Raw genomic sequence first — 24,035 nt, forward strand, 5'->3', positions numbered from 1 at the left:
GACGAGGAATAAAAATGAAAGTTTTCAAAAACAGCAGGTTGTCTACTTTAATTGCGCTCTCTCTCGCAGGTCTTTACGGTTGTGGCGGTGCGGATGACCCGGATCCAGCCAATATCCCGGCCACCATTGATGTGACCGTGGCTGATATCTCCGGCAGTGCCGTGAAAGGCACCCTGGCCAATGCGCTGGTAACTGTGTCTCAGCTCAATGGCAGCCAGGTACAGATGAGCGGTGACAACCGTACCGGTGATGACGGCAGCATCAACTTTACCGTGACCGGCCAGCCCGGCTTTGGCATCAACAGCATGTTCAAAGTGGACGTGGCCGCCGACGACCAGACAACCATGATCTGCGATGCGGTGACCTGTGCCGGTGTTGCCATGGGCGAAGTGCTGAGCGGTGCGCCCCTGTCCGGCGCACACTTTACCACCCTGGCCTATGTGCAGGTGCCTTACGCCAACGGCAGTGATGGCACGGCAGACGCCAGTTTCCAGGCCAATGCCCTGACCAGTATTGCCAGTGACCTGGTGGCCACCGAGGTGGCAGGCGGCCGCAATGTGTCTGTGCGTCAGCTGTATGAAATGGCGCTGGCGGACAATTCACAGCTGCTGCTGAAAGCCCTTGGCGTTAACAGCAAGGCCAATGTGTTCAGCTCAGCGCTTATCAGTGCCGAGGCCATGGCAAACTTTGTGACCGGTGAAGAGTGTCAGGAAGTCTCTGAAACCGACGCCGATGGCAATACCGTGACCCATGAAGAGTGTCAGGACACCTATGCCAGCCAGGACATCATCAAGCTGTCGCTGGTGAATGCGGCCTTCGCCAATCTGGGCGAAGGGGAAACCTTTGCCGGGTTAATGGGCGAGGTCACTGCCGCCATTGCGCTGGCCAACGAAGGGGATATCACCGCCCTGACGCCACTGCGTGAACGCATGCTGGCTTCCATCGCCGCCGTGCCTTACCTGGCAGAACTCGGTTTAACCGCCGACAGCGTGATAGACCTCAAGCTGCCTTTCCTTGAAACCGCCACCAGTTCCGGGCCGGTCAAGGAAGTGACCACCGCTGAGAATCTTGCCACTGCCGTTATCACAGGCCGCAACCGCATCAGCGATTCTGAAGCCGAGGCCATGGCATTCGATGGTGACGTGAACACCAAGTGGCTCGATCACAACGAGTGGAAAGGGGCCCCCAGTGTGGAAGACCCATCCTGGTTGCAGGTGAAGTTTGCCCAGCCTCAGGCGGTGAATAGCCTGTTTATCACCAGTGCCAACGATGCCCCTGCCCGCGACCCGGAAAACTTCCAGGTGCTGGCCTCCAACGACGGCGAAAACTGGATAACCCTGGGCGAGTTCATCGGCGAAAGCTTTGATGAGCGTTTCGAGCGCAAAGAATTCCGGTTTGTGAATGGTCTGGAGTTCAGTTACTACCGTTTGAACATCACCAAAAACAAGGGCGACGATTCGCTGATGCAGGTGGCTGAGATTGCCTTTGTCGGCCCGATTTACACCAGCGAAGACCATGCCAATGCCACAGGTATTGCCAGCATTACCGCCCGTAATCGCATCGGTGATGGTGAAGCAGAAACCATGGCATTTGATAAAGACGTCAATACCAAGTGGCTGGATCACAACGACTGGAAAGGCGCACCGAGTGAGGAAGACCCATCCTGGGTGAGGGTGGATCTGGTCGAGCCCAAGGCGGTGGATACCCTGGTATTGGTGAGCGCCAACGATGCCGAAGGTCGTGACCCGGAGAACTTCCAGTTGCAGGCCTCCAACGACGGTGAAACCTGGCTGACCCTGTCTGAATGGATAGGCGAGAGCTTCGATGAGCGTTTCCAGCGCAAACAGTTCAGCGTGACCAACAGCCTGGCCTACAGCTCATACCGCTTGAATATCACCAAGAACAAGGGCGATGACACCCTGATGCAGGTGGCGGAAATCGGTTTGGTAGGGCCTAAACTGCCGGACCTCAACCACGGCATGATGGCAGGTACCCAAATCAGCGCCCGTTTCGCCATCAGCGATTCGGAAGCCGGTTCCAAGGCGTTTGATGGTGATGTGAGCACCAAGTGGCTGGATCATAACGACTGGAAAGGTGCACCGAGCGAAGAAGACCCAGCCTGGGTGATGGTGCAGTTCCCAACTCAGGTTGCCGTTAACAAGCTGGGTATGATCAGTGCCAACGATGCCGATGGCCGCGATCCGCAAAACTTCAATATCGAAGCGTCCAACGACGGCACCAACTGGGTACGTCTGGGCAGCTGGATTGGCGAAGGCTTTGATGATCGTTTCGAGCGCAAGGTATTCCCCTTCAGTAACGATCTGGGCTTCAGCTTCTATCGCGTGAATATCACCAAAAACAAGGGTGATGACACCCTGATGCAGGTGGCCGAGATAGAGTTGATTGGACCCCAGTACATGTCGGTGGATCACTCATCCTCAGCCGGTGCCGTGGCCAGTGCCCGCAATGCCATCAGCGAAGCCGAGGCAGCAGCCATGGCATTCGATAACGATCTCAGCACCAAGTGGCTGGATCATAACGAATGGAAAGGCGCACCGACCGAGGAAGACCCATCCTGGGTCCAGCTGGATCTGCCCCAGGCCAGGATAGTCAGCAGCATTGCCATCACCAGTGCCAATGATGCCGATGGCCGCGACCCTGAGAACTTCAACGTCGAAGGCTCCAATGACGGCGGCCAGACCTGGGTTCGTCTGGGCAGCTGGATTGGCGAGTCCTGGGACAACCGGCTTGAGCGTAAGCTGTTCGAAATGGGTAACGGTTTTGCTTTCAGCAGCTATCGTCTCAATGTCACCAAAAACAAAGGCGACGATACCCTGATGCAAATCGCTGAAATCGAGCTGATTGGCCCTGAGCTGTAACCCCCTGAGCGTGGCGAGAGGGCGGTCGGCAGTACCGAGTAGTACGACTGCCCTCACTCGCAGTGCTTGTCCTTGATACTTGCCCCGTAACAGGGGCGGTATCAGTCACTAAGCAAAGCTGGAACACGACCTTGATACAGATTTACCGCATTCTACTGCTGGTGTTATTCACCTGCTCGCTGCCGGGGTGCAGCAAGGGACCATCCGAGCCTTCGGGCAACTCACGCCTTCATGTTTTTTACTATGGCTGGTACGGTAATCCGCAGCAGGATGGCCAGTGGCAACATTGGAACCACAGGGTCTTGCCATATGGTGATATCCCCCTCGAGGGGCGCCTGGACTTTCCCGGTGCCGACGACATAGGGGCCAACTTTTATCCGGAACTTGGCAGTTACAGCTCCCACGACCCCGAGATTATCGAGCAGCATCTGGAGATGATGCGCCAGGCCGGTATCGGCGTGGTGTCGGTAAGCTGGCTGGGGGCCGACGATTTTGCTGCCAGATCTATTGATCTCTTTATGGACAAGGCCGCAGAAAAAGGCCTGCAGATCAATTTTCATATCGAACCCAACTACCGCAGCGCCGAAGAATTCCACGCCATTATTACTGAATTGATGCAGAAATTTGGCACGCATCCCGCCTTGTACCGTTACCAGGGCAAACCCCTTTACTACGTTTACGACTCTTACAAGCTGCCGGTAAGTGAATGGCAAAAGCTGTTGCTGCCGGGGGGAGAGCTGAGCCTGCGCACCCCCGAACTGGATGGGCAATTTATCGGCTTATGGGTAAACCAGGGCGAAGAAGCCTTTTTCCTCACTACCGGCTTCGATGGCTTTTACACCTACTTTGCAAGTGAAGGTTTTGTCTGGGGCAGCACCAGCGCCAACTGGCCCTATCTTGCCGACTGGGCCAGTGCCCATGGCAAGCTCTTTATCCCCAGCGTGGGCCCCGGCTATGCCGATGACAGAATTCGTCCCTGGAACGGCGCCAATTTCAAGTCCCGCGAACAGGGCCGTTATTACGACCAGATGTTCAGTCAGGCACTCAAGACCCGGCCTGACATAGTAACCATCACCTCCTTTAATGAATGGCACGAAGGCACCCAGATTGAACCCGCCGCCGTGAAGCAGCTGCCCGACTACCGCTATCTGGATTATGGCGACTTACCCGGGGATTATTATCTGAAGCGTACGCTGGATTGGAGCCGAAAGCTCTCGTCCATCCCGCTTAACCCACAGCCGCAGGAAGGCAGTCGATGACCGAAATGACAACAATGGCAGCCCATCAGGCTTCTTCCCACGGGGCGAGTACCAATTCGGCCATGGGAGCGTATGTCCCAGCGCATCAGGACAGGGACCCCAAAGGGGCCGTGGATGGCGCGTACTATTGGGTGGGCATAGATGCCGGCGGCAGCCATTGCCGCGCTCTGCTGACAGACGATAACGGCCAGGTGCTGGGCCACGGTGTTGCCGGTCCCGCCAATCCGGTCAATGGCGTAAGCCAAAGCCAGGCCGCCATCATGGCAGCCATCGATGAGGCGCTCTGCGCCGCTAAACTCGATACCCAGTATCACAGGCTGATTGTGGGCGCCGGGCTGGCGGGGCTGCACTTACCCAAGCTGCAGCAGGTGATGAGTCAGTGGCAGCACCCCTTTGCCGCCTGGCACACCACCACGGATCTGCATGTGGCCGCCCTGGGTGCCCATCAGGGAGCCGATGGCGGCGTGATTATTTTGGGTACGGGATTCAGCTCCCTTGCCAATGTGAATGGGCAGCAAATCCTGATTGGCGGCCATGGTTTTCCCATCAATGCCACCTGCAGCGGCTCCTGGTTTGGGCTCGAAGCGGTTAAGGCGGTATTGCTGGACGCCGACGGTATAGGGCCCCGCACCAGTCTGACCGAGAAGCTCTTACATGGCACAACGGCCATGGGCCTGGCTGAGCAGTTGATGCACGCCAACGCCACCGACTTTGCCCGGTTTGCCCCACAGGTGTTTGACGAGGCCGCCCTTGGCGATGCCGTGTCGCTCACGCTGATTGAACAAGGCGCCGCGTTTATCAATGGCGTGATTCGCCGGTTGCTGGCGACGGGAGTCGAGCGTTTATCGCTGGTGGGGGGCATAGCGCCCCGAATCGCGCCCTGGCTCGACCCTGACTTATCCGCCAGGATAGGTCCATCCAGGGCATCCCCTGAAGAAGGTGCCATCCTCTTTGCCCGCCAGTGCCATGTGGGCAATTCACGCACACAGGAGCGTTAAGCCATGGGTTCAAGAAGGGATTTCCTTAAACTGTCGTCGCTGGCATCCATGCTTGGACTTGCTGCGCCCGCCATGGCTCTCGGCCGCAAGGTGAATAAACCCATAGTGGTCTCCACCTGGGAGCACGGCATGCCGGCCAACGAAGCGGCCTGGCAAGTGCTCAAGGAAGGCGGCAGGGCGCTGGATGCCGTGGAAGCCGGTGTGCGGGTACCCGAGGCCGACCCCAAGGTACGCACCGTGGGTTACGGTGGTTATCCTGACAGAGACGGCAAGGTGACCCTGGATGCCTGCATCATGGATGAGCACATGAACTGCGGCTCGGTGGCGTTTTTGCAGGGCATAAAGCACCCGATTTCGGTGGCGCGTCTGGTGATGGAAAAGACGCCCCATGTGATGCTGGTGGGAGAAGGCGCCAAACAATTTGCCCTGTCACAGGGCTTTGTTGAGGAAGAGCTGCTCACGGCCGAGGCTAAAGCCGACTGGCAACGCTGGCTGAAAGAGCAAACAGTGCAAACCATCAATATCGAGAATCACGACACCATAGGCATGCTGGCGCTGGACGCCGACGGCAATCTCAGCGGCGCCTGCACTACCAGCGGCGCGGCCTATAAGCTGCATGGCCGCGTGGGTGATTCCCCCCTGATTGGCGCAGGTCTCTATGTGGACAACGAAGTCGGCGCCGCCACCGCCACCGGTATGGGCGAGCTGATGATAAAGACAGTGGGCTGCCATCTGGTGGTGGAGTTGATGCGCCAGGGTGCGAGCCCGGAAGAAGCCTGCCAGCAAGCGGTGGCGCGCATTGCCCGTAAACTGGGGGACTACGCCCAGTTCCAGGTGGGATTTTTGGCACTGAACAAGGCCGGTGAATACGGCGCTTATTGCATCCAGAGTGGTTTTAACTACGCGGTGCGTCAGCAATCCGGGGCCACCCTGATTGACGGCAAGAGTCTGCTGGGGAGTAACCCATGAAGAAATCCGCACTCTCACTGGCATTGCTGCTCGCAGGCCTTTGGCTGCAACCTCCTGTCTGGGCCGAATCCCAGCCGGAAACAGATAAGGTGGTCGGGGGTATTCTCGACAGCAAGCCTCCCTTCGCCCTGACCATAGCCGAGGCCAAGGCCTGGTCTCCCGTGGGCACCACGGCAGATAGTCGCAATGTGTCTAAGGTGCCCCTGGCACCACGCTTCAGCGCGCCGCTGGCCGGGCAGAAAGTGTCTGACGCCAAGGTGCTCTATGCCCCCGATGGCATGAATAACTTTGCCAACTATTTGGACACCCAGGGTCAGTTCAACCTGTACAACTTTACCCACTGGTCGCAAATCGATGTGCTCAATTGGTTTGCCGGTACTGCCGACCTTGGGGTGCAAATTCCCGCGCGGCCCTGGGTCGACACCGCCCATAAAAACGGGGTGAAGGTGATAGGCTCGGTCTTTCTCGGGGTGGCCCAGTGGGGTGGCAGCGCCGACAAGGTTGAGGCCCTGCTCGAGCAGGACGCCCAGGGGCACTTTATTGTTGCCGACAAGCTTATCCAGATGGCCCGCTATTACGGTTTTGATGGATGGCTGATTAATCAGGAAACCGACCTGACCGCCGTGAAGGATGCCGACAACAATTTGGTGGCGGATAAAAGCGACCCGGTGCGTGGCCGCGAATTGGCCGGGCGTATGCTCGCCTTTGTGCAATACCTTACCGCCAACGCACCCCAGGGCATGGAAATCCACTGGTACGACGCCATGATTGCCAGCGGCGAGGTACGTTGGCAAAACCAGCTCAATCAGCATAACCGGGCTTATTTGCAAGACAGTGTGCAGGGCAGTTTGCAAAACACAGTTCGCTCATCCGATGCCATCTTCCTGAACTACTGGTGGAACAAAGACATGGTGCGCGCGTCGGTGCAGGAGGCCGAGGCCCTGGGCCGTTCTCCCTATGATGTGTATGTGGGGGCCGATCTCTGGCCGAGCCGCAATGCTCAGCGTGCCTTCAGCCGCCATCAGTGGCTCGACTGGTTATTCGATGACGGTGAGGCCCTGACCTCCATCGCCCTGTTTGCCCCCAATGTGAACTTTAACTTTGAGGGTGAACCCCATACCCCGGCCTTCAGCCGCTTCCGTGAAGACCCAAGCGATGCGGCGCGTTTTTACGCCACCGAAGTGCGATTGTTCGCCGGTGACGATATGAACCTTGCCACCCCGGATGAAACCGGTTGGAAGGGGGTTGGGGCTTATTTGCCCGCCAAGTCCACCCTGGCAAGCCTGCCGCTTCGCACCGGCTTTAATACCGGACAGGGTAAACAGTGGGTGGAGAAGGGTGAGGTTAAGGGCGGCCCCTGGACCAACATGGGCCGTCAGGATCTCCTGCCTACCTGGCAATTTGCCAGCGAAGGGGCGCTTAAGCTCAGTTTTGATTTTGATACCGTTTATCAGGGCGGCAGCAGTCTGGCGGTGAATGGTCAATCGCCTGGTCAGGTTGACGCACCACTTCAAGCCACAGCCCCGCTCTATGCACTTGATGCTGTGCTGAGTGAATCCAGCCAGTTAACCCTGATAAGCCGGGGGCAGGCCAAAGGATTGAGTCTTTACCTTGAAACCACCGACGGTGAGCGGCTGACTCTTGCCCTGGGTAATCACAGCAACTGGACTACTCAATCACTGAAGCTCGGGGACCTTGCCAGCGAACAGCTGGCTGGTAAACAGCTTGCAGGTAAAAAACTGGCCGTTATCGGCCTTAAAGCCGATGGCAATGAGAGCATCAATGCCCACCTTGGCTATCTGGAGCTGTTGCCATGATACCGCTGGAAGTCTGCATCGATGCCGATGACCTGCTGGCGCTGCCTGCCGACGTGGCAGCCGCCAAAGCGGGCGGTGCCAGTCGTATCGAGCTCTGTGGGCAAATGCAGCATCAGGGGCTGACGCCCACAGATGCCGCCATGGGTATTGCCAGGGAGACCTTCGCTGATGTACCTGGCCTCTTGGTGATGGTAAGACCCAGAGCCGGTGATTTTTGCTATTCGGCCAGCGAGCTTACCCAGATGCAGGACAGCATATATCGGGCAGCAGGACAGGGCGCCGATGGCATAGTGCTGGGGGTGCTGGATAGCCACAACCGCATGGATATCAAGGCCTTGTCGCCGCTGCTGGCGTTGGCGCAGCACCTCTCGTTGCAGGTGACCTTTCACCGTGCCTTTGATGCCATCGAAAACCAATTTGAAGCGCTGGAGCAACTCATCGACCTCGGGGTATCCCGGGTCCTCAGCGCGGGTACGCCCTGGGAGTCCGGGCTTGGGGTCATCGGGGGCTTACCCCGTCTTTCGGCCTTGCTCACCCGCGCGGCGGGACGCATTGAACTGGTCGCCGGGGGCGGTGTCGGCCCGGACAATGTGGCGCATATCCTGAGTGAACTGGATGGCTTCAGCCATTGGTCGCTGCATACCTACTCAGCCGTTCTCGACTCAAGCTTACGCGACGCCAACTTCACAGAGTCAAATTTGCAGAATTCAGCCAATGCCAAATCCGGCCCCGTGAGCCAGGCCAGGGTGGCGGAGCTGGTGGCCAATATCCGGGCCCATTCCTTATTACAAGTGCCGCAAGGGCGGCCTTTCACATGTTGAAGAGCATTATGACAACACATTCATTCGAGCCTTTTAGCCGATCACTGGACTCTTTTGGTCAAACAATGGAGCTGGGCGGACAGTGGCAATTTCGTCAGCAGGGTAAAGCCGAATGGCTGCCGGCCCAGGTGCCCGGCTGTAACTTTACCGATCTGCTCGCCAATGGCCTGATTGACGATCCCTTCTATCGGGATAACGAAGAGGCGCTGCAATGGATTGAGCAAGAGGACTGGCACTATCGCAAGACCTTTACCCTGGGCGAGGACTGGTGGCAAAACGATGAGGTGCAGCTGGTGGCCGAAGGTCTGGATACCTATTGCGACCTGTACCTCAATGGCCATAAGCTTGGCGACAGTCGCAATATGTTTATTGGTCAGCGTATTGCCTGTAAGTCGCTGCTGAAGGTTGGGGAAAACCTGCTGGAAATTCACTTTCGTTCGCCCATTAAAGAAACCCTGCCGCTGCATCAGGCGGCGGGCTTCACCTATCCGGCGGAAAACGACAAGTCGGTCGAAAAGCTCAGCGTCTACAGCCGTAAGGCGCCCTGCCATTTTGGCTGGGATTGGGGCCCAAGATTTGTGACCAGTGGTATCTGGCGAGCCATCGGCCTGCAAGGGATAAAAAAAGGTCGTATCGAGGACGTGCACTTTATTCAGCACAGTCTCAGCAGCGATAAGGCCGAATTCAGCTTCGATGTCAGCCTGAAGATTTCTGCTCAGCTTCAGCAAGAGCGCCCTTTGACTCTGCGGGTCGCATGCCCTGCTGCGCCCGAGCTTGACCGCGAAGTGCCACTTAATCGGGAAGTGCAACTAAACCGGAAAGTGCCGCTGACTGAACAGTCGGCGCTGCGACTTGACTTCGAGCTCGCCAATCCCCGCCTCTGGTGGCCCAATGGCCTTGGTGAGGCCCATCTGTACGGGTTTCAATTCACCCTGCTCAGTGGCGATGAGATTCTGTCCCAGCACAGTCAGGCCGTTGGCCTGCGTACCCTGGAAGTCATCAACGAAGCCGATGGCATGGGGCAATCGTTCTACCTCAGGGTGAATGGTCAGCCGGTGTTTATGAAGGGCGCCAACTATATTCCCGGCGACAGCTTTATCCACCGCATGACGCCCGAGCGTCACCGGGCAGACTTTGAGGCCGTGGTGGACGCCAACATGAATATGCTGCGGGTGTGGGGCGGCGGCGTTTATCAGGATGATATTTTCTATCGCCTGGCCGATGAGAACGGCATCCTGATTTGGCAGGACTTTATGTTTGCCTGCTCCCTGTATCCGGCCGATGAGGCATTTCTGGATAATGTCCGCGAGGAAGCGGCCTACAACATCAAACGCCTGCGTAATCATCCCTGCCTGGCGCTCTGGTGCGGTAACAACGAAGTGGATATGGGCATCAAGCATTGGCAGTGGCCCGAGAAGTTTGGCTACAGCGAAGAGCTCTACGCCCGACTGAAGGACGACTACATCCGCTTGTTTGATAAGTGTCTGCCCGGCGCCGTGGCCGAGTTGGACGCCGGACGTTTTTATCTGCGCTCGTCCCCCATTGGCTTCTGGGAAGAAGACATGGACCACATAGGCAATCACCATTATTGGGGCGTGTGGCACGGCGAGGAGCCCTTCAGCGAATATCAGAAACGTATTCCCCGCTTTATGAGTGAGTTCGGCTTTCAGTCATTCCCGCTGGCCTCGTCCATGGCGCGTTTTACCGAGGAGGCCGACTGGCATCTGGACTCAAGCGTACTCAGGGTGCATCAGAAGCACCCCCGGGGTAACAAGCTGATTCGCAGCTACATGGAGCAGGAGTACCGGGATCCGGAAAACTTCACGCGGCTGCTGTTTTTAAGTCAGGTACAACAGGCCGAAGGCTTGAAGCTGGCGTTTGAAGCCCATCGTGCGGCGCGCCCCTTCTGCATGGGCAGCCTCTACTGGCAGCTTAACGACACCTGGCCTGCGGCGTCCTGGTCCGGCATCGATTACTACGGTCGCTGGAAGGCGCTGCACTATCAGGCCAAACGCAGTTTCCGCACCGATCTGCTGGTGGTGGATGAGGTCGATGAGGCAGTGCGTGTTCGCCTGGTGAGCGACCGCCTTGAACCGCTTAAGGCAAGGCTTGAACTTGAGCTGCTGGACTTTGACGGCAACTGCCTGTGGCAGGAGCGGCAGTCGATTGATACCCCCCTGAATACCAGCACCCTGGTGTGCCAGTTGGATAGGGCAAGCCTGCTTGGCGAGTATGATGCCACTCAGCTGGTGCTGCGGGGACGCTTGCTGGATGAGCAGGGGCAACTGCTGACGGATTGCCTGTATTATTTTGTGCCGAGCAAAGAACAGGCACTGAAAACGCCGGAGCTGACCATTGAACCAGGCTTTGATGCAGAAGGGCTTAGCCTGACCCTTGGCACCAATACGCTTATTCGCCAGTGCCATTTGGAGTTACCAGACGTAGCCGGTAATTTTTCGGACAACTTCTTCGATTTGCTCCCCGGCGAGCCAAAGCGCATCCACATAGCTTTACCGGGCATGGATGATGATGCCAAGGCGGCCCTGGTGAAGGGCATTCGCTGTCAATCCATAGTGCAGGAGGAAACCCAATGACCCTGGCCTGGCTGGACTTACTGGTCATAGGCGCCTATCTGCTGGGCACTTTAGGGCTTGGGGTTTATATCTCCCGCCTTGCCAGCAGAGACATGAATGCCTACTTTCTGGCGGGTAAGGAAATCCCCTGGTGGGCGCTTGGCGTCTCCAATGCCTCGGGCATGTTCGACATCGCAGGCACCATGTGGTTGGTGTCCATGTGTTTTGTTTACGGCTTGAAGAGTGCCTGGCTGCCCTGGGTGTGGCCCATCTTCAACCAGGTATTCCTGATGGTGTACCTGTCGGTGTGGCTGCGCCGCTCCAACGTGATGACAGGGGCCCAGTGGCTGCAGACCCGCTTTGGCAGTGGCAGAGGCGCTGAGCTGTGCCAGCTGGTGGTGGTGATATTTGCCATTGTCAGCGCCATCGGCTTTATCGCCTATGCCTTTAAAGGCATTGGTAAATTCGCGGCCATTTTCTTCCCATGGCAGCTGTCGCCGGACACCTATGCGCTGATCATTTTTGCGGTAACCTGCCTGTATGTGATTAAGGGCGGCATGTATTCGGTGGTGTTTACCGAGGTGATGCAGTTTGTGATCATGACCATTGCCGCCGTGGCCGTGGGCCTGATTGCCATCAACCTGGTGACCCCGGAGCAAATCAAGGCCGCCACACCGGAAGGCTGGGATAACATCTGGTTTGGCTGGCAGCTGGATCTCAACTGGCAGGGGCTGATTGACAGCGTGAACGACAAGATTCGCGCCGACAGCCTGGAGCTGATTGGCCTGATGATCATGATGATGCTGTTCAAGGGCGTGCTCTTTTCCATGGCGGGCCCTGTGCCCAACTACGATATGCAGCGCATTCTGGCGACCCGCTCACCCAAGGAAGCGGCCAAGATGAGCGGCCTGGTGTCTTTGGTGATGTTTTTCCCCCGTTACATGATGGTGGCGGGCCTTACCGTGCTGGCACTTGTGTACATGGGGCCGGAAATTCAGGCCCAGGGCGGCAGCTTCGACTTCGAGCAAATCCTGCCCTATGCCATCCACAACTTTGTGCCCGTGGGGCTGACGGGGCTGCTGATAGCCGGTCTGCTGGCGGCCTTTATGTCGACCCTGGCCGCCTCTCTCAATGCCGCCCCCGTGTACTTTGTGAATGACATCTACAAGCGCTATTTCCGCCCCGATGCCGATGACAGGACCTACGTTAAGGTCAGCTATCTGGTGTCACTGGTGCTGGTACTGATTGGTGTCGGGCTGGGACTGATGCTTTCCAGCATCAACGAGATCATGCAGTGGATCTTTGGCGCTCTATTTGGCGGCTATGCCGCGGCCAACCTGCTTAAGTGGCATTGGTGGCGCTTTAATGCCTACGGCTACTTCTGGGGCATGATGGCGGGTTTGCTGGCGTCCTTGTGTCTGCCGCTCGTTATGCCGGGTACCCATCCGCTGTTTGCCTTCCCGCTGCTGCTGGCGCTGAGTCTGGCGGGCTCCATTCTGGGGACGCTGGCGACCCGTCCCGAGCCGGACGAAGTGCTGTGCGCCTTTTACCGTCAGGTACGCCCCTGGGGCTGCTGGGGTCCGGTGCATGACAAAGTCAAAGCCGCCGATCCTGATTTTGAAGTGGATACACATCCGCTGCGGGATATGGTGAATATTCTGGTCGGTATGGCCTGGCAGATTTGCCTGGTGGCCTTGCCCATCTACCTGGTTATCCAGCAATGGACCCAGGTATGGCTGGCACTGGCACTGGCGATACTGACATCCTGGTTCCTGAAGAAAAACTGGTTGGATAAGTTGAAAGATTAATGAAAACAATAACTCTGAAAGAGGGCGTCGAGTCCTTACCACGTCTGAAACCCATGTTGTTAACTCCAACGCTGTTGGCTTTCTCTTTACTGACGGCGGTGGGCTGTGCCCCTAGAGCGGCCATGGGACCCTCGGCCGACAGTGTTTCCGGTTCGCAGCAGCTGCAATCCGAGTCTCCGGCGCAAATTGAAGCACAGGCACTGGCGCTCAGGCATGTCGATCCTTTTATCGGCACCGGTGGCCATGGTCACACCTTTCCCGGTGCCCTGGTGCCCTTTGGTATGGTTCAGCTAAGCCCGGATAACCCATCCAAGGGCTGGGATTGGACCTCGGGTTATCACTATTCTGACGATACCCTGCTGGGCTTCAGCCACACTCACCTGTCGGGCACGGGGGTGGGCGACATGCTGGATTTGTTGGTAATGCCCTTTCGCGGCGACTACCTGACCCGGCCAAGAGACGACAAAGACAGAATTTTCACCCATTACGGCCATGCCAAAGAGAGTGCGACCCCTGGCTATTACAGCCTGTATCTGCCGGAAGAGCAGGTGCAGGTGGAGCTCACTGCCTCCACCCGCACCGGGGTTCACCGTTATCGCTTCGATGGCGACGCGGATGCACAGCTGCTGATTGATTTGGGCTATGCCCAAAACTATGACAAATCCGTGGTCACCTTTCTGCGGGTAGAGGATGAGCACACCCTGACGGGTTACCGCCTGTCCACCGGCTGGGCCAAAAATCAGCCGCTGTACTTTGTGGCTAAGTTTGATCAGCCCTTCAGCCATCAGCTCTACAGCGAAAACCAGGCCATCAAGGGTGAGCAGTTACAGGCCGAAAAAGGCCGCATAGTGCTGAACTTTGGTTCTTCGTCGGCGGGTTCTTCGTCAGTTGGTGCTTCTGCGGAGAAAGCGGCAAAAGTGGTGGAAGCCAGGGTGGCCCTGTCATACACCAGCATTGCCGGTGCCAAAGCTAACCTGAAGGCCGAGGTGGCAGACCTGAGCTTTGCTCAAATCAAAGCCAATGCCCACGAGGCCTGGGCGCAGCAGCTCGGCAAGTTTCAGGTGGAAGACGGCAACGAGGTTAACAAAACCAAGTTTTACACGGCGCTCTATCATGCCTTTGTTGCGCCTCAGGTATTCCATGATGTGGATGGCGCTTTTTTCGGTGCCGATGGCGCCGCCCATGCCAACCCGGGATATGGGCGCTATTCGCTGTTCTCTCTGTGGGACACCTTCAGGGCCCTGCATCCGCTGCTGACCTTCAGCAACCCCGAGCGGGTCGATGACATGGTCAAGTCCATGCTGGGTTTCTATGACGAGACCGGACTGTTGCCCACTTGGGACCTGATGTCCAACGAAACCGACGTGATGATTGGCTACCATGCGGTGCCCGTGATTGTGGATGCTTATTTAAAGGGCTTAACCAGCGCCGACCCGGAACACATCTACGCCGCCATCAAGGCCTCGGCGATGCAGGATAGATTCGGCATCGACAGGTTCAGGGAATACGGCTTTGTGCCTTCCGATTTGGAAGTGGAGGCCGTATCCAAAACCCTGGAATATGCCTTCGATGACTGGGCCATAGCACAAATGGCCAAGGTGCTTGGTAAAACCGCGGATTATCAGCTGTTCAGCCAAAGGGCGCAGAGCTATAAAACCCTGTTTGACGCTGAAACCGGCTTTATGCGCGGCAAGGATCACAGAGGAAACTGGGTCACGCCTTTCAACCCGACCTATGTGGAGCACCGCAACACCGACTACACCGAGGCCAACGCTTGGCAGTACAGTTTCTTTGTGCCCCACGACGTGCCGGGCATGATGGCTTTGTACGGCGATGAGCAGAGCTTTGTGGCCAAGCTGGATGAGCTTTTCTCCACCAGTTCTGAAATGCAGGGGGATGTGTCCCCGGATATCTCCGGGCTTATCGGCCAATACGCCCACGGCAACGAGCCTGTGCATCATGTGGCCTACCTGTATGCCTTTACCGGTAAAAAGCAGCATGGCGAAGCACGGATTAAAGAAATCCGCGACACCATGTATCTGGCCAAGCCCGATGGTCTGGCCGGAAACGACGACCTGGGCCAGATGTCGGCCTGGTATGTGTTCAGCGCCATGGGCTTTTATCCCCTCAATCCCGTAGGCGGCGACTATGTGCTGGGCACCCCCCAGTTTGCCAAAGCGACCGTGATGCTGCCCAATGGCAAGTCATTCAATATCATCAAAAAAGGCGATGGATGGGTGAAGGCCGTGTGGCTGAATGGTAAAAAGCACGACAGTGCCATATTAACCCATCAGCAGCTGCTGAATGGCGGTGAGCTGGTTTTTGAACTGGCTGAATAAGCCTGCAGTGACAGATGCTGCGAATTGATGGAAGGCGCACTTGGGTTGATAAACCTTTTGTGCGCCTTCCTCTTTTGCCAAAAGCAGCAAACAACCCAGAACAGCGATGGGCGTTTAAAATAAAAATCCTGTTATAACAAGGGCTATAACAGGATTTTAATAAGGCGTAGCAGGGACTAACTTACTCTACGTTTTGGATCTGCTCGTAAATTAAAATAAAATAATTAAATAAAAACAATAACTTAAATTAATTGTTCGTGCTTGTTTTGTATTTGCCACCCACTTTACTACCCACAGATAAAAATCTTACTGTATTTGTACTGAGTGATCTTTTTTCCAACAAGCCTACCTCTGGCTTGTTGAGGTGGGAAAATTGGGAAAGTGGGAACCGCTAGCCCACCAGGAGTAGTAATAGCCGCTTCCCCAAACAGAGGGTCTTTCGTGTTTCTTATCGCCGACTCTCTGGAAAGTCACCACTCGATCCTGGGATAGTATCGTAAATAACTTTGGATAATACAGCAAAGGCTGCATCTTCAAAGGCCTTGTCGTCCATGTAGCGCGAGACAATTTTGTCGTTTTCACTCATTCGCTGAATCATCAGATCTTCCAGCATCTGACGAAGACCCAACTGGAATTTGTCAAATGGGTTGGCCTGTCGCAGGCGGATTACTTCTGGGGAATTGGCGGCCTTTTCCCTGATTTGTTCGAAGAAAAGCCTGTCTTCCTCGGTGAAGTTAGTGCCGAAGCGGTCATTCAGTACTCGGATGATTTCGGAAAGTGGCGCCTTCTCCTCCTTGGTCTTACTGGTACCGACCTCTGTGGGGCTCTTCACTCCGTAATCGCCTTCACCCTCACGCAGTTCGATTGCACCTGAAAAGACCCGTTGCAGACGGTAGTACTGAAGGCCCACTTCATCACCCAGCTTGATGGCGCTGGCGTCACGCTCCAACGGTAGATGTGGTATCAGGAACCGGCCAAAGCTATAGAGCATCTCCAGATCGGGGTCGCCATAGGGGATGATCTGGCTTAGGAAGCTGTACACTTTGACGTAACCGCTCAGCTTGTCGCGGAATTCTCCACGTTGTTCCTCATCCGCTATCGCCTTAAAACGATCCACCGCTGGTTGCAGATGGCGCTGCAGGTGGGCATGGTCGGCGGGGTTATGTTTGCTAGGCTCACGGTAGAAAATTCGGGCGAACGCCTCTACCTCGCTCCAGTGGTAGATCTGAAAGGCATCCAGTCCATGCTTGAGTTGTTCTAGCAGAACAGGATCGGAGCTTTCTTGCAGACTGGTTGTATCGTAGTAGGGTTTAAAAGCGCGATAGATATCTTCGGCTTCATTGACGAAGTCCAGTACGAAGGGAGTTTCCTTGCCAGGTACCATGCGGTTGAGGCGTGAAAGGGTCTGTACTGCCTGTACACCGTCCAGCCTTTTATCCACGTACATGGCCATCAGTAGTGGCTGATCGAAGCCCGTCTGATACTTGTTGGCCACCAACAGCACTTGGTAATCGGGCGAGGCGAAGCGCTCCGGCAATTGCTTTTCGCTGATCGGCTTGCCGCTTACCACGTCGGTATTCATCCCTGGTTCGGTGTATTCCAGACCAGTTTCTGGATCGCGCACCGTCCCGCTGAAGGCCACTAGCGACCTGATGTCGTCGTAACCGTGCTCATCGATGTAACGTTGAAAGGCTTCCATGTACTTCACTGCCTGCAGACGCGAACTGGTCACCACCATGGCTTTGGCTCGCCCTCCCAGATGAGTGCGTACATGGCCGCGGAAGTGTTCGACGATCACCTCAATCTTCTGTGCAATATTGGTCGGGTGCATCACCAAAAACTTCGCCAGCGCTCGCGCCGTTTTCTTCTTTGACAAATTAGGGTCGTCTTCCACCGCCTTAACCAACTTGAAATAGGTCTTGTAGGTGGTGTAGTTTTGCAGTACGTCGAGGATAAAGCGCTCCTCGATTGCCTGACGCATGCTGTAGAGATGGAAGGGCTCCGGCTTGCCGCTGCGGCCTACGCGGCCAAATAACTCCAGCGTCTTGCCCTTGGGGGTAGCGGTGTAGGCGAAAAAGCTGATGTTCGGCTGCCGACCGCGCGATGCTATTACCTGATTGAGGCCATCCTCCCAGTCAGTTTCTTCGTCGTCTCCACCTGTTTTAGCGCCGAGAATCGCCTTCAGCTCCCTCGCCGTCTCGCCGGTCTGTGAAGAATGAGCCTCATCCACGATCACCGCATAACGGCGCTTGCCGATCTCTGCCTCCCAGACCTTGGCCTTCGCTTTGGTCGCTTCATCAGGATCGTCCGCGCTCTCGGCCCCTGCTGCATGGAGCAGGCCGCGCAGCACAAAAGGAAACTTCTGAAGTGTGGTGACGACAATCTTGGTACCGTCAATCAACGCCGCAGCCAGTTGTTTCGAATCCTGGTCGATGGCTTTGACTACCCCCTGAGCGTGCTCAATCTGGTAGATGGCATCCTGTAACTGGCGGTCCAGCACCTGGCGATCGGTGATGACAATCACGCAGTCGAACACCTTGTGATCGTCGCCGTCGTGCAGGCTTGCCAGTCGGTGCGACAGCCAAGATATGGAGTTGGTCTTGCCACTGCCCGCCGAGTGCTGGATCAGATAAGTCTGCCCAGGCCCCTCAGCGCGGGCGGCGGCGATCAATTTACGGGTGGCGTCCAACTGATGATAGCGAGGGAAGATCATCGCCTCTTTGCTTACCATCCGGCTGCCGCCTTTTCCATCGCCTACCTTTTCTTCCTTCTTCTCGATGAAGACAAAGTGGCCGAGGATGTCGAGGAAGCTCTCTCGCTCCAGTACCTCTTCCCAGAAATAGCCCGTGCGGTAGCCAGAGGGATGTTGCGGGTTACCCGCACCGCATTGCACCTCGCCGGGATGGCTGCCGCGATTGAAGGGCAGAAAGAAAGTCTTGCCCCCAGCAAGCCGGGTGGTCATATGCACTTCGTCTGGGTCAGCGGCGAAGTGCACCAGTGCTCGCTGCTTGAACTCGAATAGCGGCGCGCGCGGGTTACGGTCTTCTTTATACTGCCGCACCGCATTGCGCCAGCTCTGGCCGGTCCAAGGATTTTTCAGCTCGCAGGTTGCCACCGGGAGGCCGTTGATGGCAAAAACCAGATCGACCGTGGAATGGTCGCCTGGATGGCAGGGCACCTGCCGGATGACGGTGAGTTGGTTGGCTCGGTATTGCGCCAGTACCTCTTCGTTAAGGCCGTGGGCGGGCTTGAAGTAGGCCAGCCGAAAGGTCTTGCCATAGAACTTGAAACCGTGGCGCAGCACATGCAACGAGCCTTTGATGGCCAGCTCCTTGATAAGGGTGGCCAGTAGCATAGCTTCCAATTGCTCCCCGTGCTGGCTGCGCATCGACACCCACAGCTGCGGCTGGGTTGTGGCGATAAAGTCGGTGATCGCTTGAGGGAACAGTGCCCACTCACGGTTCCAGCCCCTGGTGTTGTCCGACTGCCAGCCCTTGGCCAGCAGTATCTGCTCCACATAGGATTCGAAGGCTTTTTCGGTGGTCTGTTTCATGCGCTTTTCCTCAGGTCATTCCGTTGATCTCGAAAACCCGATACTTGAGCCACTTGGCTATACCGTCGAGATCTGGGAACAACTGTTTGTCGAAGACCCCATACTGGTCAAGTCGGCGGCGAATGTCGTCATGAGCGGTGTGGCTGATCACAATCTCCAACACGTCCTTCTCCTCCAGTGGCTGCATCGGCTGATGGCAAGCCAGTAGTACTCCGTCCTGAGCCCGGATGCGCGGCGAGACGTGCGGCGGGTCGTAGATGACGTTGCCAGTAATGCCAAAAGGTGACAACTCACCATCTTGGGCCGGTTTCGCAAGGGTTTGCGGCCGGGTAACCGTGGCCGTGTCCAGATCGTCATCCGCGAGCACTGGCACTTCAACGTTTTCGTCCAGCCCGAAGTCGTCGTAACCATCGTCCTCGCTTGCAAAAGATGCAGTGGATTCCTGCTCCTCCACACTGGCCGCGCCGTTCTTCTGCTGACGACGCAATTCACTGAAGCGCGGCGGTTCGCTGATCAGCACATAGACGGCGCTATCGAGCGGGTTGCCGTCCTTGTCCTTCTTGGAGTCACGGCAGGCAAAGTAGAGGGCCACTAGCGGGTTGGTGGTCCAGTCCATGAAGCGGGTCGGTAGACCATGGTGCTGGGCGATAGCCAGCGCCTCCCAGTCATTACGCGGCAGGTGGTTCACATAGGTGAGCAGATGATTGCTGAAGGTCTCCAGTACCTCGTTTTCCTGTTGGTCCCGCTCGGCGGGTGGCAAGCTGTTCAGGTGGACATAGCGCCCGATGGAGGGCTTGAGGTCGTAGCCCTCGAAGGCCCGTTTGGTCTGGCCGCGAAAATAGCGGCGTACCCGTTTGCCGTTTCTTTCAACAATGCCCAAGTTGTTGCGAACTGTGGTCAGGTACTCTTCGAAGCTGTTGATGGTGAACTCGTTCATACCACCACCTCCCGAACATCAATCTTCCCCGTTACGGCAGCGGTGATAAGGGCGGTGCGGTACTCCTGCAGGCAGACGATGGCTGCATCGACCTTTTCCACCAGTCTGTCGAGTTTAGCGGTTTCGCGGTCGAGATAGGCGGCGATGGCGGTTTGTTCAGGCAGCGGGGGGCAAATTAATCTCAGTATTGTGAGCTTGCTGGCCTTCAAGCCCTCAGCAGTCGAGCCAGTGGAAAGGCTTTTAAGCTGATTTTGGAAATGATCAGACATCATGCCATAGAGTGTGAACTTCGATTCAAATCTTTTCGGTCTCATACGGAAGCGAATAATTCGTTGGGCCATTGCTACGTTTTCATCGTCTACAAGTGCAACATTCCCCAGCGGTGCTTCGGTTGTGAAGAGAATGTCCCCTAGCTTCGGCAAGCCTCGGCGCATGATTTCATCGTAATCCTCTTTGGCAACGTACTCCTTGGACGTCTCATAATCGATAAAGCCCATCCGAACGTTTTTTGCCGTCACAAGAAAGATCCCGTCATCTGTTTTTTCAGGCGTTTTGCCTCGATAGTCAGACTTTTCACCAACATATTTTGTGAAAGGAAGTACATCCCACTCCTCCGGCACCTGTCCCAGCCATTCAATGCCGGAGTCCTTGAAACGGGTGTGGGGTTCGAGGCCGAATTCGCCGGCGATGGCTTCAGGCAGACCACGGGTGACGATGCGGGAGATAAGGGCGCTGCGCTTGTCCTTGAGCAGCGCGATCAGCTGTCGCTTCTTTGCCATCAGAATATCGATCCGTCCCGTCTCACGGTCGAGAAAATCGGCGATGGCGGTTTGTTCGGGGAGAGGTAACTGCGGACAGGGAATTGATCCCAGCATATCAAGATTGAGGCCATCCCTTTGCTCACCGCCAGCCATGTTGCGAATATTCTGGTAATTGGACACCAACCACCAATAGAGAAAACGTGGCGTAAACTTCTCTTTGGGAATAATCGCGGCCATGGATTGGTTACATGTGGCACGGATGCCAAGTTGAGCAACCATCCCTTTTGTTTTTCCTTGCCCGGCGAGTGCCATAACCAATGCATTTGTGGGGATCCACTTAGCGCTACTGCTTGCAAATCCCTCCCGTGTAATATAGGTAGATGGCTCAGTTATATAACCGTCATTGACTGATCCTGAGTTAAGCCAAGGAATGTCACCGTTTTCCCAATAGGCATCGTTGGATTTATCGGGCGTCCCGCCAGAGTAACGCTGTGATATCCATTTCAATGATACAGCATTCCAATGCCCCGGCACCTGCCCCAGCCACTTGACACCACTCTCCTTGTACTCGGAGTAGGTTTGCTGTTTCATCATGCAGTCACCTCTTTAAGCAATTCGAGAATCTCGCTTTCCAACCCTTTTATTTCGGCTTCTATTTCGGTCAGTTCACGTGGCGCTTCATAGCGGTAGAAGTGACGATTGAGGGGGATCTCATAGCCAATCTTGGTCTTGGCGTAGTCTATCCAGGCGTCGGGCACGTGAAGCAACACCTCGCGTTGGAAGTATTCCTCGATGCTTTCTTTGAGAGGAACTGTCTCTGTGTCGCGCAGGTCGGCATCCGCTTCCGGCTCGCCTTTCTTGTCCTTGCATATTTCGGCGGTCTCGTCCCGTTCACCTAGGGCGGCGATCACCGCTTTCAGCTCGGCGGTGGATAGTTTGATGTTTCTGGCGCGGTCCACCTCGCGCAGGGCAAGCAGGAAAAGCTTACGATCTTTGTACAGGGTATCGCCATGCTTGTTGGCAAAGTCGGCGAGCAGGTCGCGGATCTCTTGCTGTCGCACCCTACCTGCCTCGATCTCCTGCTGGCGGACGGTTTCGTTCTTCTTGCTGCTGGAAGCAAGATTCTTGAAGGCGGTTTGCTCCTCCAGGCGGGCGATACGCTCGGCTGTAGCCTGAAAGTTGAGACGGAGGGGACGCTCGACGGTGATCTTGTTGTAGCCAAAGTCGTCGTTGTCGAACAGCTTGCTGACCACCAGCTCCTTTTCCTTGCCATCGAGGAGGAAGGTACGAGTTTCGCCGTCTTGGAAGTTCTCGTAGATGCGGGTGATTTCAGCGATATGGTTCGGGTCTTTGGGCTTGTCTTGCGGGTCGCCGATACGGCGGCGCTTGTTGCCAAGGGATTTTTCCATCGGTACCCAAAAGTTGCGGGCGTCGATGAGCTGCACCTTGCCTTTGCGCTCCTTAGCCTTGCGGTTGGTGATGACCCAAATATAGGTGGCAATTCCGGTATTGTAGAAGAGCTGTTCCGGTAGGGCTACGATGGCTTCCAGCCAGTCATTCTCAATGATCCAGCGGCGGATCTCGCTCTCACCGCTGCCCGCATCGCCGGTGAAGAGCGGCGAGCCGTTGAAAACGATGCCGATGCGGCTGCCGTCTTTGTTGACGGGCCGCATCTTGGAAATCATGTGCTGCAAAAAGAGCAGCGCTCCGTCGTTGATGCGCGGGGTTCCTGCACCGAAGCGTCCGGCATAACCGAGCTCATCGGCCTCTTTCTGGATGTATTTCTGCTGCTGCTTCCACTCCACGCCGAAGGGTGGATTGGCCAGCATGTAGTCGAAGATCCACTTGTTGCCGTCGGAGTCTCGGTCGAAGCCATCGCGGGTGAAGGTGTCGCCTAGGATGATGTTGTCGGCGTCCTCTCCCTTGATCAGCATATCGGACTTGCACACCGCCCAGGCCTCATCATTCCAGTCCTGGCCGTAAAGATGTGGGCGTGCATCGCTGTTGAGGTGGCGGATGTACTCTTCGGCCACCGACAGCATACCGCCTGTGCCGCAGGCGGGGTCGTAGATGGTCTTGACCACGTCGCTCTTGGCCAGATCCTGTTCCGGAGCCAGCAGCAGATTGACCATCAACTTGATCACTTCGCGCGGGGTGAAGTGCTCCCCGGCCTCTTCATTGGATTGCTCTGCGCCAATCCTGATCAACTCTTCGAACACGTAGCCCATTTGCATCTGGTCCACTCGCTGGGGCGAGAGGTCGATCTTGGCAAAGGCTTTGACCACCTCGAACAGAATGTTCTTTTCCGCCATGTGAGCGATTTGTTCGCTGAATTTGAACCTCTCCATGATGGCGCGGACGTTGGGAGAAAAGCCGTTGATGTAGCTGTTCAGGTTCGGTGCAAGGTTGTTGGGGTCATCCAGCAGCGAGTGAATCTTTTCGCCCGACAAGGTGAGCTGCATGCGCGATAGGTTATAGAAACGGTAACCAGTGATCTGCTGCAACCGAGCCTGCTGGACACGTTCGGGCTTGGTCTTCAGCGATTGGAACTCTTCAAGGGTGGCCTGACGGGTCGGTTCCAGCAGGCACTCGAAACGCCGCAGAACTGTCAGCGGCAGGATAACCTTGCGATATTCATTGCGTTTGTAAGGGCCGCGCAGCAGGTTGCATATGGACCAGATGAAGTTGGCCAGCTGGCGGTGGGTTTCACCATTCATTCTTTGATGTCCTTGTTGTTGATTTTATCGTCAATCCACTTGTCGACTTCCGCACGTCTGAAGCGCCATGAGCCACCAACCTTGAATCCAGGCAGCTTACCTTCTGCCGTAAGTCTATAGGTCGTTTTCTCGTTAAGTTTCAGGTATTGCGTGACTTCTCGTATGGTAAAAATGTCATCATTCATCGCCGTAGTCCCGTTCTTAATGTGGATGGACAACTGAAGCGGAAGAATAGCGGAAAATTGCGGAATTCGGAACTGTTTACATCGAATAGATTCCTCAGCATATCAATTGGTTGGTTTTGAATGCTCTTTAGGTGTCTTGATGATGGCAACATAACGCAAACCTATCTATCGGTGGCTTTTGGATGGCTTCTTGATGTCTTTATACTGATCAGTGCGAGGCATCTAAATTTCGAGTTTAGATTGCAAAAAAAGATAACATTTTCTATATATATTCCAGATAGATAGGAAGATTTTCAAGCTCATTCCATAGCAAGAATAAACTCTGTTTACTTTGGAATATCAGTGACAGTAATCCAAAGGGGAATGTTGGCACTAAGATTCCAGATATATAGGAGTCCCAGCCGATTTATTCCGACCAA

Annotated in this window: 14 protein-coding genes; 9 read left to right on the top strand and 5 right to left on the bottom strand. The window is 55.9% G+C overall.

Annotated features, from left to right (window positions below; translation table 11 throughout):
• Positions 1–14: 14 nt before the first annotated feature.
• From K0H79_RS01520 to K0H79_RS01560, 9 genes are all read left to right on the top strand, one after another.
• A complete protein-coding gene (locus K0H79_RS01520; protein ID WP_220077078.1) occupies positions 15–2,879 on the top strand; it encodes a discoidin domain-containing protein in 2,865 nt (954 codons plus the stop codon).
• Positions 2,880–3,010: 131 nt separating this feature from the next.
• The gene (locus K0H79_RS01525) at positions 3,011–4,138 is read left to right on the top strand and encodes an endo-1,3-alpha-glucanase family glycosylhydrolase (protein WP_258405450.1); all 1,128 of its coding nucleotides are present in this window, start codon (positions 3,011–3,013) and stop codon (positions 4,136–4,138) included.
• Entirely contained in the window at positions 4,135–5,136 is a 1,002-nt protein-coding gene (locus tag K0H79_RS01530; RefSeq protein WP_258405451.1) for a BadF/BadG/BcrA/BcrD ATPase family protein, read from the top strand. Before K0H79_RS01525 ends, K0H79_RS01530 begins: the two co-directional genes overlap by 4 nt.
• Before the next feature lie 3 nt (positions 5,137–5,139).
• Complete coding sequence (locus K0H79_RS01535; RefSeq protein WP_220077079.1) at positions 5,140–6,105, top strand: N(4)-(beta-N-acetylglucosaminyl)-L-asparaginase; 966 nt, start codon at positions 5,140–5,142, stop codon at positions 6,103–6,105.
• Positions 6,102–7,922 (top strand): endo-beta-N-acetylglucosaminidase, encoded by a 1,821-nt coding sequence (locus K0H79_RS01540; RefSeq protein WP_220077080.1) that lies wholly within the window; start codon positions 6,102–6,104, stop codon positions 7,920–7,922. The genes K0H79_RS01535 and K0H79_RS01540 overlap by 4 nt, the downstream gene beginning before the upstream one ends.
• Entirely contained in the window at positions 7,919–8,743 is an 825-nt protein-coding gene (locus K0H79_RS01545) for a copper homeostasis protein CutC (RefSeq protein ID WP_220077081.1), read from the top strand. The genes K0H79_RS01540 and K0H79_RS01545 overlap by 4 nt, the downstream gene beginning before the upstream one ends.
• A 65-nt stretch (positions 8,744–8,808) precedes the next feature.
• A complete protein-coding gene (locus K0H79_RS01550) occupies positions 8,809–11,337 on the top strand; it encodes a glycosyl hydrolase 2 galactose-binding domain-containing protein (protein WP_258405452.1) in 2,529 nt (842 codons plus the stop codon).
• Positions 11,334–13,124, top strand: a complete 1,791-nt coding sequence (locus K0H79_RS01555) for a sodium:solute symporter family protein (RefSeq protein ID WP_220077083.1) — start codon at positions 11,334–11,336, stop codon at positions 13,122–13,124. Before K0H79_RS01550 ends, K0H79_RS01555 begins: the two co-directional genes overlap by 4 nt.
• Positions 13,124–15,463 (top strand): GH92 family glycosyl hydrolase, encoded by a 2,340-nt coding sequence (locus K0H79_RS01560; RefSeq protein WP_220077084.1) that lies wholly within the window; start codon positions 13,124–13,126, stop codon positions 15,461–15,463. Before K0H79_RS01555 ends, K0H79_RS01560 begins: the two co-directional genes overlap by 1 nt.
• Before the next feature lie 448 nt (positions 15,464–15,911).
• Here the strand turns inward: K0H79_RS01560 and K0H79_RS01565 are convergent, their stop codons facing one another.
• The 5 genes from K0H79_RS01565 to K0H79_RS01585 are packed head-to-tail and all read right to left on the bottom strand — an operon-like array spanning position 15,912 to position 23,616.
• The gene (locus K0H79_RS01565) at positions 15,912–19,016 is read right to left on the bottom strand and encodes a type I restriction endonuclease subunit R (RefSeq protein ID WP_220077085.1); all 3,105 of its coding nucleotides are present in this window, start codon (positions 19,014–19,016) and stop codon (positions 15,912–15,914) included.
• 10 nt (positions 19,017–19,026) lie between these two features.
• Positions 19,027–19,953, bottom strand: coding sequence for an FRG domain-containing protein (locus K0H79_RS01570; protein ID WP_220077086.1), 927 nt, complete (start codon positions 19,951–19,953; stop codon positions 19,027–19,029).
• Positions 19,950–21,308, bottom strand: coding sequence for a restriction endonuclease subunit S (locus tag K0H79_RS01575; RefSeq protein WP_220077087.1), 1,359 nt, complete (start codon positions 21,306–21,308; stop codon positions 19,950–19,952). Before K0H79_RS01575 ends, K0H79_RS01570 begins: the two co-directional genes overlap by 4 nt.
• The gene (locus K0H79_RS01580; protein WP_220077088.1) at positions 21,305–23,431 is read right to left on the bottom strand and encodes a class I SAM-dependent DNA methyltransferase; all 2,127 of its coding nucleotides are present in this window, start codon (positions 23,429–23,431) and stop codon (positions 21,305–21,307) included. The genes K0H79_RS01575 and K0H79_RS01580 overlap by 4 nt, the downstream gene beginning before the upstream one ends.
• Entirely contained in the window at positions 23,428–23,616 is a 189-nt protein-coding gene (locus K0H79_RS01585) for a helix-turn-helix domain-containing protein (RefSeq protein WP_209519727.1), read from the bottom strand. The genes K0H79_RS01580 and K0H79_RS01585 overlap by 4 nt, the downstream gene beginning before the upstream one ends.
• Between the last annotated feature and the right edge of the window lie 419 nt (positions 23,617–24,035).

It is taken from the genome of Shewanella sp. FJAT-52076, from assembly GCF_019457455.1.
GTDB lineage: Bacteria > Pseudomonadota > Gammaproteobacteria > Enterobacterales > Shewanellaceae > Shewanella > Shewanella zhangzhouensis.